Origin of the sequence: Bradyrhizobium aeschynomenes (genome assembly GCF_013178945.1) — a bacterium.
In the GTDB taxonomy this organism is placed as follows: domain Bacteria; phylum Pseudomonadota; class Alphaproteobacteria; order Rhizobiales; family Xanthobacteraceae; genus Bradyrhizobium; species Bradyrhizobium aeschynomenes.
On sequence record NZ_JABFDM010000014.1, the window covers coordinates 135405 to 148771 of the forward strand.

General features: G+C 65.8%; 15 protein-coding genes and 1 pseudogene. 6 read left to right on the forward strand and 10 right to left on the reverse strand.

What is annotated here, in order from left to right; genetic code table 11:
- The first annotated feature begins 56 nt into the window (after window positions 1-56).
- Window positions 57-945: pseudogene (locus HL666_RS29730) on the forward strand (DUF817 domain-containing protein).
- 178 nt (window positions 946-1123) lie between these two features.
- Here the strand turns inward: HL666_RS29730 and HL666_RS29735 are convergent.
- The 3 genes from HL666_RS29735 to HL666_RS29745 form a co-directional block, all read right to left on the reverse strand.
- Window positions 1124-1705, reverse strand: a complete 582-nt coding sequence (locus HL666_RS29735; protein WP_172185080.1) for a hypothetical protein — start codon at window positions 1703-1705, stop codon at window positions 1124-1126.
- A gap of 325 nt (window positions 1706-2030) precedes the next feature.
- Complete coding sequence (locus HL666_RS29740; protein ID WP_006613601.1) at window positions 2031-2267, reverse strand: hypothetical protein; 237 nt, start codon at window positions 2265-2267, stop codon at window positions 2031-2033.
- A gap of 32 nt (window positions 2268-2299) precedes the next feature.
- Complete coding sequence (locus HL666_RS29745) at window positions 2300-2446, reverse strand: hypothetical protein (protein ID WP_172185082.1); 147 nt, start codon at window positions 2444-2446, stop codon at window positions 2300-2302.
- Between the two features lie 38 nt (window positions 2447-2484).
- On the opposite strand from HL666_RS29745, the gene HL666_RS29750 reads away from it, so the two are divergent.
- Window positions 2485-2859: a thiol-disulfide oxidoreductase DCC family protein gene (locus tag HL666_RS29750; RefSeq protein WP_172133957.1), complete on the forward strand. Its 375-nt coding sequence runs from the start codon at window positions 2485-2487 to the stop codon at window positions 2857-2859.
- Between the two features lie 276 nt (window positions 2860-3135).
- Here HL666_RS29750 and HL666_RS29755 read toward each other — a convergent pair whose 3' ends face one another.
- From HL666_RS29755 to HL666_RS29765, 3 genes are all read right to left on the reverse strand, one after another.
- A complete protein-coding gene (locus tag HL666_RS29755) occupies window positions 3136-3456 on the reverse strand; it encodes a hypothetical protein (protein ID WP_172185084.1) in 321 nt (106 codons plus the stop codon).
- 476 nt (window positions 3457-3932) lie between these two features.
- Window positions 3933-4445 carry a hypothetical protein gene (locus HL666_RS29760; RefSeq protein WP_172109870.1) on the reverse strand — a complete coding sequence of 171 codons (513 nt, stop codon included), beginning with the start codon at window positions 4443-4445 and terminating at the stop codon, window positions 3933-3935.
- Window positions 4446-4535: 90 nt separating this feature from the next.
- Entirely contained in the window at window positions 4536-5480 is a 945-nt protein-coding gene (locus tag HL666_RS29765) for an OmpA family protein (RefSeq protein ID WP_172185119.1), read from the reverse strand.
- Between the two features lie 270 nt (window positions 5481-5750).
- Between HL666_RS29765 and HL666_RS29770 the strand changes: the two genes are divergently transcribed.
- The gene (locus HL666_RS29770) at window positions 5751-6557 is read left to right on the forward strand and encodes a lytic murein transglycosylase (protein WP_172185086.1); all 807 of its coding nucleotides are present in this window, start codon (window positions 5751-5753) and stop codon (window positions 6555-6557) included.
- 746 nt (window positions 6558-7303) lie between these two features.
- Here the strand turns inward: HL666_RS29770 and HL666_RS29775 are convergent.
- Window positions 7304-8140, reverse strand: coding sequence for an SDR family NAD(P)-dependent oxidoreductase (locus HL666_RS29775; protein ID WP_172133916.1), 837 nt, complete (start codon window positions 8138-8140; stop codon window positions 7304-7306).
- A 154-nt stretch (window positions 8141-8294) separates the two neighbouring features.
- Here HL666_RS29775 and HL666_RS29780 point away from each other — a divergent pair, with 154 nt between their 5' ends.
- On the forward strand, window positions 8295-8699 hold the full coding sequence (locus HL666_RS29780; protein WP_172109867.1) for a response regulator: 405 nt from the start codon (window positions 8295-8297) through the stop codon (window positions 8697-8699).
- 137 nt (window positions 8700-8836) lie between these two features.
- Here the strand turns inward: HL666_RS29780 and HL666_RS34330 are convergent, their stop codons facing one another.
- On the reverse strand, window positions 8837-9064 hold the full coding sequence (locus HL666_RS34330; RefSeq protein ID WP_246739089.1) for a hypothetical protein: 228 nt from the start codon (window positions 9062-9064) through the stop codon (window positions 8837-8839).
- Window positions 9065-9289: 225 nt separating this feature from the next.
- On the opposite strand from HL666_RS34330, the gene HL666_RS29790 reads away from it, so the two are divergent.
- Both HL666_RS29790 and HL666_RS29795 read left to right on the forward strand, forming a co-directional pair.
- Window positions 9290-10519, forward strand: a complete 1230-nt coding sequence (locus HL666_RS29790; RefSeq protein WP_172109866.1) for a diguanylate cyclase — start codon at window positions 9290-9292, stop codon at window positions 10517-10519.
- A gap of 19 nt (window positions 10520-10538) precedes the next feature.
- Window positions 10539-11165: a peptidoglycan recognition protein family protein gene (locus tag HL666_RS29795; RefSeq protein ID WP_172185088.1), complete on the forward strand. Its 627-nt coding sequence runs from the start codon at window positions 10539-10541 to the stop codon at window positions 11163-11165.
- 76 nt (window positions 11166-11241) lie between these two features.
- Here HL666_RS29795 and rpoH read toward each other — a convergent pair whose 3' ends face one another.
- Together rpoH and HL666_RS29805 are read right to left on the reverse strand one after the other, a co-directional pair.
- A complete protein-coding gene (rpoH, locus tag HL666_RS29800; protein ID WP_172110542.1) occupies window positions 11242-12141 on the reverse strand; it encodes an RNA polymerase sigma factor RpoH in 900 nt (299 codons plus the stop codon).
- Window positions 12142-12360: 219 nt separating this feature from the next.
- Window positions 12361-13341, reverse strand: a complete 981-nt coding sequence (locus tag HL666_RS29805; RefSeq protein WP_172185121.1) for an RluA family pseudouridine synthase — start codon at window positions 13339-13341, stop codon at window positions 12361-12363.
- Window positions 13342-13367 lie beyond the last annotated feature (26 nt).

Here is a 13367-nt window from a genome sequence, read left to right on the forward strand (position 1 = left end):
AACAACGTTCTGCGATCGACTGCTAGGAGTGGGCGTCTCACCGGACGCCGACTCCCATGCATGACCACGAGCCTTCATCGTCCTTAGCGCACGACAGCGCTGCCGCCATCTGGCCGCCTCTGCGCCCCTTCATCGCCGCCGAAACCCGCCTCGCGGCTCGCGCAGCCACAACGCCCAGCACCGCCTTCCTTTATGAATTCCTCCGCTTCGGCGTGAAGCAGGGTTGGGCCTGCCTGTTCGGCGGCATCGCGGTGGCGCTGATGCTGGCGACGTGGCGGTTCTATCCGGCCCACGCACCGGTGCGCGCTACGACTTCCTGCTGCTCTGCATGCTCGGCATCCAGGTCGCGCTGCTCGCTGCGCGCCTGGAGACCTGGGAGGAGGCGAAGATCATCCTGATCTATCACCTCGTCGGCACGGCCATGGAGCTGTTCAAGACCGCGACCGGCTCCTGGATCTATCCCGAGCCGAGCCTGATCCGGATCAGTGGCGTGCCGCTGTTCTCCGGCTTCATGTATTCCTGCATCGGCAGCTATCTCTGCCGGGTCTGGCGCCTGTTCGATTTCCGCTTCACCGGCCATCCGTCGCGGCGCTGGCTGATCGCGCTGAGCGCTGCGATCTATCTCAACTTCTTCACCGACCATTACGGGCTCGATCTCAGGCTCGTGCTGTTCGGCTGGGCCGCGCTGCTATTCGCGCCCGCGACTGTGCACTTCAAGGTCTGGCGCGCGCACCGCGCGATGCCGCTGCTGCTCGGGCTCACCCTGGTGTCGCTGTTCATCTGGCTGTCGGAGAACATCGGCACATTGTCGCGCACCTGGATCTATCCGGCGCAGGCGCAGGGCTGGGCGATGGTGTCGCCCGCCAAGCTGGCTCGTGGTTTCTGCTGCTGATCATCAGCTACACGCTGGTGAGCCTGATCAACCGGCCGCGGGAGTTGGAATGAGCAGAGCAGTCTCGGCTGCGGACAAGACGGCCAGGAGGCTGCCTGATGCCTTGTCGTCAGTGCGTTGAGCACACCGACATTTCACCGTCTGCCGCGGACAGGACATAAGCTCTTCTCGAGCCGTCGGGCACGGATGCCTGCTGTGTCCGACCTCGTGGTCGGTCACAGCCAACATTCGTCAGAATTTCCAGGGCGAAAAGAATTTGCCTGTAGGTGCGAGCGAACTCGCGGCAGGCTTGAATTCGTTGTTGCCCTGCAGCAGGTCCCTGCTGACGGCTTGGCACGGTTTGATCAGTTCGACGATCTTTTCAGACGGTTGGTTCTGCTTCTGAGCATCGGCAACGGCCTGAGCGAGGTTCGAGCAATATTGCAGCGTGCGCTGCTTCTGTGCGGCCTCGGAGGAGATGTCCTCGGCGAATGCCGTTGTCGTAAGCGAGAGTCCCGCGTGTAGCGAAGCACCAGCACCGATGCCGTTCGCGCCAGCGGCGACGCAGAAGATGACGAGCGAATTGAGGACGTAGAACACGGTTTTCTGGAGCAGATTGCGAGTCGTCGCCAGAACGAGCAGGCCAAATACGAAGCTGAGGCCGAGGCCGACCCATGCGCGCGGCATGGCGAAATTCACAGTCAGGGCGTTCGTGATCATCATCGTCAGCGAGCCGGCGACGCCTGGAGTCAACATTGCTTCCGGCGTAAGGAAATCCGAAAGGGGATTGTCGGGCTTACTGGCGTGGGAATCTGATGTCGTCGTCACGGTCATCTGTCCCTCCAAAAAGACTTGAAAAATCTAAATGGCCCCCGCTCGACGTTAGGCGATATCTGAAAAGTTTGCTACCAAAAGGTGTCGAGGCGCGTTGTCGTCGACAAGACGGATTTGCGCGTCGGTGCGGCCCCGCGACATATTTCGGTTGCAGCAGCGTACGGCTGCGCGACGTCTCGCGGGGCGATGTTACCGTTGCAGGCACCGCGATGGCGGCGTTGTCGAAACGACGACGAGTTCGCCCAAGGCGACGCGAACCTCCCGCGAGATGCGCGTGCGCCGGACGGACATCAGGGCTTCGACGCCTTGCGGCAGCGCGGCTGAACTACTTCTTCTTCGCCCCGACCCGCTCCAGCGACTTGATCGCCAGCGGCGGGCGGCCGGACTTTTCCGCGATGTCGCGGTCCTGCTCCATGATGAAGCCGCGCGCGGGTTCGTCGCCGTCGAGGCCGCCGAGCAGCTCGGCCGGGACGCGGCGGTTGGAGCGCTGCGAGCCGTCCTCATAGGTCACGTTGAAGAAGGCGAATTCGCCTTTGGGATTGGAGCCGGGTTTTTTCGCCATAGGGGCGCTTTACGGCGGCGGAGGCCGTCCGGTCAATGCCGGAAAATGCTTATCCGCTGACGGAATTTGACTTTTTCGTCATATGGTTTTCGTGGAATCGGCAGGCTGGCCGAGGCGAGCACGGGCCGGCCGGCGGGCTCCCGAAACTCCTCGATTTTGCCGGATGAAAGTGCGTTCATCGTGGACGTCTCACCCGCCGCGAACGCAGCCCATGTCGATGCCCCAACTCACCATCTGGTACAACACGCGCTGCCCGGTCTGCGATGCCGGCATCGACTGGCAGCGCAACAAGCTGCTGGCGCTGGTCAAGTCGGGGCGGGTCGCGTTCAAGGACATCAACGAGCAGCCCGACGCGCTGGCCGCGTTCGGCGCCGATGTCGACGCCGTCCGCCGCCGCCTGCACGCGACCGACGAGGACGGCGAACTGATCACCGGCGCCGACGTGGCGCTGCTGCTGTGGGCGCTGACGCCGGGCGAGGGCTGGCTGGCGACCCTGTTCGGCAACCGCCTGGTGCGGCCGCTGACGCGGTTCGGCTATGACCGGTTTGCCGATGTGCTGTTCGCCTGGAACAGGCGGAGGGGGCATTGGTGAGCGACGTGCTCGCGCGAGCCACCGCATTCGCCGCGAGCTTGGTCGACTCCCCTCCCCCTTGCGGGGAGGGGTCGGGGGTGGGGGTCCACGAGTCCCGCTGCCGCTGAGGCGCACTGATCTCGCAGAGCATCTCCAAGGGATACGGCAATCGAATTGAATGCTCGCACGTCTTGTCGAGAGCACCTCGCTGAGTTCAGCGCCCGGAGACCCCCACCCCCGACCCCTCCCCGCAAGGGGGAGGGGAGCCCACCGCGGGTGGGGCAGCGACTCGCCCCTCTATCGTCCCCGCACCTTCGCCCGCGCAGGCACCCGCGTGCCGCCGCTCGGGCCGTCGTCATCATCACTGCGGCCGAGCGCCATGATCGCGGTGCCCATCGCGGTCGAGCCGAAAGTGACGAAGAACGAGCCGAGCAAGAGACCGATGGCGACGCCGGGCGAGTGGTCGGCGAAGATCAGGTGACGCAGGCCCCAGGGATCGAGCAGCAGCAATCCGCCGACCAGCACCACGGCCATGCCGAGGCCGAGCGCAAGGTTGATCGCGAGCAGGCGGAACAGAGGGATCTGGAGCAATCGGCGCTGACGTTGATTGTGCTGCATCGGCGATCTCCCGAGGGATCGTGAACGATCAGCGCAAGCGTAGCACCGATCGCGGCGCGCTCAAGGCCGGAGCCGCCCGGAGCGGACATGGCTGTGGCGCGGCGAAGGCGGATCGTTTTGGGACAGCGGGCATGAGTGATCGGCGCAAGGCGGCGGGTCGTCGTCTGAGTCCCTCATCTCGGAAGAGCTGTCATCCCCAACGGCGCATGATTCCTGCGACGCACTCGCCTGTCGTCATTCCGGGGCGCGCGCAGCGCGAGCCCGGAATCCATAACCACGACTGTGTGCGTGGCGCATGCTGGAGCGGCAGCTGTGTCTCATCACGGCCGCCCGTGGCTATGGATTCCGGGCTCGCCCTTCGGGCGCCCCGGAATGACAAAGCAAGGCAAGAGCGCCCGCCGTTCAATGAAGGCCTTGAACCGACCAGCGGCCTCAGTCGCGCCTCTCAGCCTCAGCCTCAGCCTCAGCCTCAGCCCTCACGCCGCCTCGCCCTCGGCGACGCCGTGCTGCCTCGCGATCACGCTCTGCCAGACGCTGGCGATGGCACGTTGCGTCTCCGGTGCGATCAGGCAGTGGCCTTCATTGTCGAAGCCGCAGAAGCGCACCGAGGGATCGTGCCGCACCTCGACCAGCGCCTTGTTGATCATCTCCAGCGAGGCCATCACCTGGCCGATGTTCTGCAGCCGCGTGTGATGCAGGATGTCGATCAGGCGAAACATCATGATCGGCGGCTGGCCCATCGCGATTCCCGGCCGGGCGAACTCGAAGAACACGTTCACCGCGGGCAGCGCGCTCTGGATCTGCGCCAGCACCTTCGCGGCATCCTCGACGCTGCAGGCGACGAGATGCGCGCTCTGGGCGGGGAGGGCAGGCGTCGGCGGCGCCTCCGGGCCGAGCCCCAGACCCGACAGCACCTGATGCTCGATCCAGCGTCGCACCTCCGGCGGCGCCGAGCGGATCTGGTCGGCGGACAGCGTAATCCCGATCATGGCGTCGTCTCCATTTCGGCCGCGAAGCTTAGGGAGTCATGATGGCACGGTATTGACGAGGATCAAGCGGCCGCGCCGGCGCGCACCGTCTCAGGGCGCCACCAGTTCGACGCGGCGGTTGAGGGCGCGACCTGCATCGGTGGCATTGCTGCCGACCGGAGCGAGCAGGCCGACGCCCGCGGTGCGCAGCCGCGCCGGCGCAATCCGGTAGCTCCGCGCCAGCTCGGCGGCGACCGCCTCGGCGCGCCGCCGCGACAGATCGAGATTGTAGTCGTAGCTGCCCTGGTTGTCGGTATGGCCGACGATGAAGACGCTGAGCTGCGGCTGGCCGGCGAGCAACTGCGCGATCTGCTCCAGGGTCGGCCGGCTCTCCGGCTTCATCGTCGCCTTGTCGGTGTCGAAATAGATGCCGTAGAGCGCGATGTGGCCCTTGTCGCCGAGGCCCTTCGCCATCTCGGCGGCGCTCACCATCTTGTTCTCCATCGCGCCGAGCTCGGCGATGGTGAGCTGGGCGTAGATCTGCTGGTTGTTCTGGCTGACCAGCACGCTGGCAAAGGTCTCGCGGCCGCCGGCCTGCTTGCGGCCGGCAAAATAGCGGTAGTCGAAGCCGTCGGCCCACATCTGTGGCACCGGCAGCAGGTCGATCGCCTCGGTGAAGGGAATGCCGCCGCAGGCATCGGTGTCGCAGGCGAGGAGCGTCTCGAAGCCGGCCTTGGCGAGCTGGTTCTCGAAATTGCGCGACACTTCGAGGATCGAGGGACCCGGCGCGGTGCGATAGGCGATCCTGACGACGCGACCCTCCAGGCGTCGCTCGTCCGTCGCCTTGTCCGCCTTGAACGGTGCCGCCTGCAGTCGCACCGCGTCGAAATCCTTGGCGACATAGCCGGTGATCACGCTGCCGGCGAAGCGGCCGATCCCGGGGTAATCCTTTGCGCCCGCCACATCGCCGGGCTGAGCGGCTGCGGGCGCCAGGCCGTGACACATCAGGCCCGCGGCCAAGGTGAGCTGTGCCAGTGTGCCGAGCCGGAACATCATCGTCATGGGGACCTCTCCCGAAAAGTGGCGCCAACGCTCGTGGTTTTCAGAACGCGCGCTTGGATCGGCGCGCGAAAAACGACGCGACGTCGGACGAGGCACGCCTTGCATGAGTGGCGACGGGACCACCGACCGTTCAAAAAAAGATGACGACAGGATGCGGTTCGGCGGCTGTCGCCCACCGGCTGGCCTGCTCCCGCCAAATCAGGCATTGTGACGACGTCCGCCGGCCTGCCGTCATCATGCTCTCATGCAGGGACCCTTCTCCTCATGTTCGTTGTCCGCTTCCTCGTTGCCGTCGCGATCCTGTCCTTTGCCTCTCCCGCTTTCGCCGCGCGCTGCGGCGGCGACTTCAACACCTTCATCGTGAACTTCTCCGCGGAGGCGCAGAGCGCCGGCGTGTCGGCCGGCACGATCAGCCAGGCGCTGTCGGGCGTGACGCTCGATCCGGCCGTGCTCGCCTTCGACCGCCGCCAGCGCTACACCTTCAACAAGAGTTTCGAGCAGTACGTCTCGACCCGTGTCGGTGCCGGACGCATCAATGGCGGCCGGGCGATGCTGCAGCGGCACGCGGCGCTGCTGTCGAAGATCGAGCAGCAATACGGCGTGCCGCGGCAGATCCTGGTCGCGATCTGGGGGCTGGAGACCGATTTCGGCAAGGGCGACATGGGCAAGCTGCCGGTGATCCGCACGCTGGCCACCTTGGCGCATGATTGCCGCCGCACCGAGCTGTTCCAGGGCGAGCTGATGGCCGCGCTCAAGATCGTCGAGCGCGGCGATCTCACCCTGCGCGACCTCGTCGGCGCGTTTGCCGGAGAGATCGGCCAGACCCAGTTCCTGCCGTCCTCCTACATCAAATACGGCGTCGACTTCGACGGCGACGGCCGCGTCGATCTCCGCCATTCCACCGCCGACGTGCTGGCCTCCACCGCCAACCTGCTGAAGACCAGCGGCTTCAAGATGGGCCAGCCCTATGACGAGGGCTCGGCGAACTTCGACGCGATGCGCGAGTGGAACAGGGCGGTGATCTACCGCAAGACCATCGGCTACTACGCGGATAAGCTGATGGGGAGGTAGGGCAGGGGATTGCCTCCCCCTCGCTGTCATGCAGGCGAAGGCGGGCATCCAGTACACCGTGACCTCTCAGCTCGACAACGACCGGCTATGAATACTGGATCGCCCGGTCGAGCCGGGCGATGACAGCTTCGGGTCTGGCCACAGCGCTCAACCCCGCCCACGCCGTCATTCCGGGCTCGCGCTTTCGCACGCCCCGGAATGATGCTGCGAGAGATCTCGGCACATACCCGCCCTGCGCCAATTGCCCGTCGTGTTAGTTTGTCGCAGCATCCGCCCTTGCCACGTCGGGCAAATCAGCCGCACATTTCCGCTCGTCCCGGCCCGCCGGAGGGGCGTTTCGCGATCGTCACGAGGCGTGGGCCGTTGGATGCGATGGGCGTAGAGCTCCGCAGCGTGGCCAAGTCCGCGCCGACGAACGGAGCGATGCGCACGCCGAAATCGTGGCGTCCCGACACCCCGACGCTGGTGTCCCGCGCAATGCGCGCAAGCGCGTTGTCGCGCATGGTGGCCAACAAGCCCGGTGCACCAGGGAGACCACGTATAAGGCGTCAACCCATTGCGCAGGGAGGGCCGGGTCTGTCCGGCTGAACCTGTGGTAACCGCCGCGTGCATTTTCTTGTTGCACGCGGGCCGCAGGCCTCAGCCGAGGCCTGGCTCTCCCTGCGCCCTCCCTCTCGAGGAGGGCGGCGAATGGCACAGCTCGGACGCTTCACGCGCCGCGAGGCTTTCTTCGCTCGACCGCAAGCTCACGCGTCCTTCGCGGCCGCCTTCTCCAGTCGCTTCGCCATCACCTTCCAATAGGTGCCGGGCATGAACCGCTGCAACAGATCCATGAAGCGCGCATCGCCGCCGATCAGGATGCGCGGCTCGTTGCGCTCGATGCCTGCGATGATGCGCAGCGCGGCGTCGCGTGGGCTGGTTTTCGCAAGCCGCTCGAAGCGTTCGATCGCCTGCACGCGGCGCGCATTGTCGGTCATGCCGTGGCCTGCGCGGGCATTGCGCGCGATCGCGGTCGCGACGCCGCCGGGATGCACCACCGAGAGCTTCACCGGGCTGTTGGCCATCGCAAGCTCATGACGCAGGCTTTCGGAGAAGCCGCGCACCGCGAACTTCGCCGCCGCATAAGCCGATTGGCCGGGCGGCGCGATGATGCCGAAGATCGAGGACAGGTTGACGATGTGCGCTTCGCGTTGGCGCGAAAGATGCGGCAGGAAGGCGCGGGTGCCGTGCACGACGCCCCAGAAATTGATGTTGAACAGCCACTCCATCTCGGCCTGGTCGATCTCATGGAAGCCGCCGAACAGCGCGACGCCGGCATTGTTGATGACGATGTTGAGCGACGGATGCGCGGCCGTCGCGGCATCGGCGAATTGCGCGATGGCCGGGGGATCGCTGACGTCGAGCCGGTGGGTGGTGACCTTGCGGCCGCGCGATGCGAGCTCGGCCGCCACACTGGCCAGCCCCGCTTCGTCGCGATCGGCGAGCGCGAGGTCGCAGCCGCGCCCCGCCAGTTCCAGCGCCAGCGCCCGGCCGATGCCGCCGGCCGCGCCCGTCACCGCCGCCGCTCCGTGAAGTGCCGTCATCGTCGTGTCCTCCCCCTGATCGTTCGCTCGCATGTGCCGGTTCCAAAAGTCTTGCGCGCATTGCGTCACTTTTTCGCATTGGAACCGAACCATCCGGCAGCTTTGCTTTTAACCCACGTGGCTTTTTGGGAAGACAGATTCTTGGAGGTATTGCATGGGACAGTCGCAGCCCTTTCGCGCAACGGCGCTGATCGTGGAGGATGATCCGGCCCAGCGTGAGATGATCGCTTTGTTGCTCGAGGAGAGCGACTACGATGTCATCGCGTGCGAGAGCGCCGAGGCGGCCGAGCTGATCCTGAACAAGCCGGGCCATCGCGTCGTGCTGCTGATGACGGACGTCAATCTCGCCGGCCGCATGAGCGGCGTCGAGCTCGCGCACATCGCCCGTGCGCGTCACCCCCACATCAACATCGTGGTCACCTCGGGACGGCCGCTGTCGCAACCCTTGCCCGGCAATGCCAAGTTCTGGAGCAAGCCATGGGCGCCGCTCGACGTGCTGCGCGAGGCCGAGGTGACGCTGGAGCGCGCGCCGGAGCTGCAGCGGAGGCTCGGGGAATAGGAAGGTCGTCCCCCTTGATGGCCCGGGTCGCTGATCCCATTTCTGAAAGCGCGAAGAGCGGCGATCGCGGGGTGAGGCGGAGGACGCGGCACCAGCAGAGACCGGGTGGAAGCCGCGCTCCCACCCGGGGAGTGCAACTACTTCTTCTTGGCGGCCTTCTTGGTCTTCTTCGCCGCCTTCTTGGTCGCCTTCGCGGCCTTCTTCGCCTTCTTCGCCATGGAATCCTCGTCAGGAGTTGATGGATTGCAACGCGACTTCGAGGCCTCGCTGGCGCAGGCCAGCCATGCATCAGCCTCGGGACGCAATCCCAGCAGATTCGCGAAGCTCTGCCTTACGCCGTCACCAGGGCACCTGCGCTTATCCACAGCTCGCTGCACTCAGCAGCGCCATGCGGGCCCCGGGCGCGGTGCGGCGCGGTTAACGCCGGGCAAATGATGTCTTCATTGATTCAAAACCAAGGCGCAATCTTGGTTGCGCAATTGAGGAAGCATTAAGTGCGCGGCGCTCATGTTACCGCGAACCACAGGGAAGGTCATGAGCGCTGCGTTATTGATCATTGGGGACAGGACTCGTGACGTCCTGCGGCCGGGATGTTGAACGTTCCGACGCTGTGGACGGCCTTCGTGGTCAACTTCCTCGCTCTGGGCCTGATCTGGGCCTATGTGATGCGCAGCTATCCCAACCTGGTTTCGGCCCGCTATTGGACGGCATCAGCCTTCATGTGTGCGCCGGCCGCGCTGTTCGCGCTCGGTCGGTTCTATTTCGGCTCGTTCGCGCCGCTGCTCGCCGGCGGCTCGCTGATGACCCTCGCAATCTGCCTCGCGGCAATGGGGGTGGAGCGCTTCTATGGTCGGAAGGCCTCCTGGCGGCTGAGCCTTATCGTCGTCGGTCTGACCTTTGCGTCGATCGCGTTCTTCTTCTACGCCTACGACAGCAGCCCGCTACGAATCCTGTGCTACTCGCTGGGGCAGGCCGTTCCGATGGCCATGATCGCGCGGCTGGTGCTGGACTCGCGTCATGGGCCGGTCAATCCGGGCGCCCGGCTGGCCGGCCTGCTGTCGCTCCTGATCATCGCCGTCTTCGCCGCCCGGCCCATCGCGACCCTGATGGGCGCCGATTTCAATTTCAGCCATTCAACCAGCGGCCAGGCGGCTGCGGTGCTGCTGCTGATCTTCCTGTCGATGTCGCTGAATTTCGGGTTCCTGCTGATGGCGGTGGACCGGCTGCGCAACGAGGTCGCCGATCTCGCGCTGCTCGACGATCTCACCGGCGTCGCCAACCGCCGTCACCTGATGCAGCGGCTCACCGAGGAGTGCGCACGGGCGGAGCGGTCCGGAAAGCCGTTTGCGCTGCTGGTGATCGATCTCGACGGCTTCAAGCTCATCAACGACACCCACGGCCATGCGGCAGGCGACGCCTGCTTGCAGCACTTCACGCTGATGGCGCAGACCCGGCTGCGGCCCGGTGACATGCTGGCCCGCACCGGCGGCGACGAGTTCTGCATCCTGCTGCCGTCCTCGTCGTTGCGCGAGGGCGCGATGATCGCGCGGCGCATACTGCGGGTCTGCCGCGACGATGCCGAAGCCTGTGCCGGCGCCGACGTTCCGATCGAGGTCTCCATCGGCGTCGCCGAGTGGACGCCGGATGTCGGCGCGTTCCCGGACCGGGTGATGGCGCGGGCGGATCAGGCGCTCTATGCGGCCAAGAAGGACGGCAAGAACGGCTTTGCGGTCTATCAGCACGACACGCCGGCGCTGGCGCCGGATCAGGTCGAGGCGATCGTCACATCCCAACCCCGGCACGATGCCGCGGCGGAGTAGTCGGTGCTATCGTTCGGCCATGAGGCCGGTCTTGAACTCTCTCCAGGCAGCGCTCGCGCTGCTTCTCCTTCTCTCCCGGCCAGCGATGGCCGAGGATCTCGCCGCGCTCGCCCGGTCATCGGGCACGCCGGATATTCCCGGCCTGAAGATGGTCTGGCTGGCGCCGTGGGGCGAGCCGGCCAAGGCCCATCCCTGGACCAACATCATCGTCCACCAGACCGAGGGCCCGGCGGGATCCGCGCGGGCGGGGGCGCTGGCGCAGGCCAAGAACCCGAAACGGCGCGGCGTCACCCTGTGGGTGGAAACCGATGGCACGGTGTATTGGGCGGTGCCGGAAACCCTGGTCACGCTGCACGGCGACGGCGCCAATCGCAACGACAACCGCTATATCGATAACGGCCCCACCTACCGCAAGGTCGTGCGCGACAATTCCATCGGCGTGGAGTTCGCCGGCAACTATCCCGACGTCACCGCGCCTCCGACCGAAGCCCAGATCGCGGCGTGGCGCATCCTCTCGAAGCTGCTCCGGCTGCGCTATCAGATCCCGCGGGAGCGGATCTATGCGCACAACTGGATCGACTACAAGGACGCCCGCTATTGCGAGGGCTGTGCGCTCGCCGAGCTCGCGCGCGCCATGCCGGACTAGCCTCAACTAACAAGAAGCCGGCGTTTCCGCCGGCTCCGATCGCATCCAAAACCACCTTCAAGCAAGCCGCGCGCGTCTAGTGCGCGGCCTCCAGCGCCGCCGCCTCCTGCTTGGCGATGGCGCCCTTGACGGCGGACTGCACCTTCTCGAACGCGCGCACCTCGATCTGGCGGACGCGTTCGCGCGACACGCCGAACTCGGCCGCCAGGTCCTCGAGCGTCATCGGCTCGTCGGCCAGGCGCCGCGCCTCGAAGATGCGGCGCTCCCTGGCGTTGAGCACGCCGATCGCGCCGTTGAGCGCCTGCCTTCGGTGGTCGTACTCCTCGTGCTCGGCCATGATGGCTTCCTGGTTGGGCGTGTTATCGACCAGCCAGTCCTGCCATTCGCCCGCTTCGCCGTCGTCGCGGATCGGCGCGTTCAGCGAGGCGTCGCCGCCGAGGCGGCGGTTCATGTCGACCACGTCCTGATCGGTCACGCCGAGGCGCTTCGCGATCAGCTTGACCTGATCCGGATGCAGATCGCCTTCATCCAGCGCCGAGATCTTGCTCTTGGCCTTGCGCAGGTTGAAGAACAGCTTCTTCTGGTTCGCGGTGGTGCCCATCTTCACGAGCGACCACGAACGCAGGATGTACTCTTGTATCGACGCCTTGATCCACCACATGGCGTAGGTGGCGAGGCGAAAGCCCTTCTCGGGCTCGAACCTCTTCACCGCCTGCATCAGGCCGACATTGCCTTCCGATACGACTTCGGATATCGGCAGGCCGTAGCCGCGATAGCCCATGGCGATCTTGGCCACGAGCCTGAGGTGGCTGGTCACGAGTTTATGTGCTGCGTCGCTGTCGTCATGCTCGCGCCAACGCTTGGCGAGCATGTACTCCTCCTGCGGTTCCAGCATCGGGAACTTGCGGATCTCGGAGAGGTAGCGAGCAAGGCCGGATTCTCCGTTGAGAACCGGTAGTGTAGCTGTACGGGCCATCGAGCGCCCTCCAGTTGGTTCAGGCCCCCGATAGCGGCGGGCCAGGCAAAACGGTCGCTTGGTTAAAGCCGGCCGGTTTGCGACGTTCCATGCGTCGACCATTCGACGCAGGCGCAACATACACCAAAATTCGCCCTCCGTGGAAGGATTCCGGGGGTCACGACCCCGTGTGGCCGCATTAAGATTTTGACATGATTGCGTTTTTCTGAACGTCCTGCGTCATAGCGCCGCTCGGAGGGCCTCGCCCAAGAGAGAAAGATCCTCCGGAAGCTCCGATTCCCAGCGCATGATTTCTCCGGTGCGCGGGTGCTCGATCACCAGCAGATAGGCGTGCAGCGCCTGCCGCCCCAACTGGTCGAGCGCCGCCCGCGCCCCCGGCGCCAGCTGGTTCGCCTTGGTCTTGAAATGCGGGCCATAGACGGCGTCGCCCATCAGCGGATGTCCGAGATGGGCCAGATGCACGCGGATCTGGTGGGTGCGCCCGGTCTCGAGATGGCAGGCGATCAGCGAGGCCACCGGCTTGCCGTCGCGGCCGGTAAAACTCTCCATCACCTCGTAATGGGTGATGGCCTCGCGCCCCCGTGGGCGCACCGCCATCTTGTCGCGGGCATGCGGATGGCGGTCGATGGCTGCGTTGATCGTGCCATGCGGCCGGTGCGGCAGGCCCCAGGCGAAGGCGAGATAGCCGCGCTCCATCGCGCCGGTGCGACCGTGATCGGCGAACTGCGCGCTCAAGGAGGCGTGGGCGTGATCGTTCTTGGCGACCACCATCAGCCCCGTGGTGTCCTTGTCCAGCCGGTGCACGATGCCCGGCCGCTTGACCCCCCCAATACCTGAAAGACTGGCGCCGCAATGCGCGATCAGCGCGTTCACCAGCGTTCCGGTCTCATGCCCGGCGGCCGGATGCACCACCAAGCCCGCAGGCTTGTCGATGACGATGATGTCGTCGTCCTCGTAGACGATTGTCAGCGGGATCGCCTCGGCGGCGGGCTCGGCCGGGATGGCGTCGGGCACGTCGATTGTGATCGTGTCGCCGGCCGTGACGTGATAAGCGGGGTCCCGCACCGCCGCCTCGCGGAGCGACACCTGTCCGGCCAGGATCAGCGCCTTCAGCCGGGATCGCGACAGCTCCGGCAGCCTGGCTGCCAGCACGCGATCGAGCCGCGGCGAGCCTTCGTCGCCGGCGACAATGACCGTCATCAGACCGTGGGATTGTGAAGTCGAGA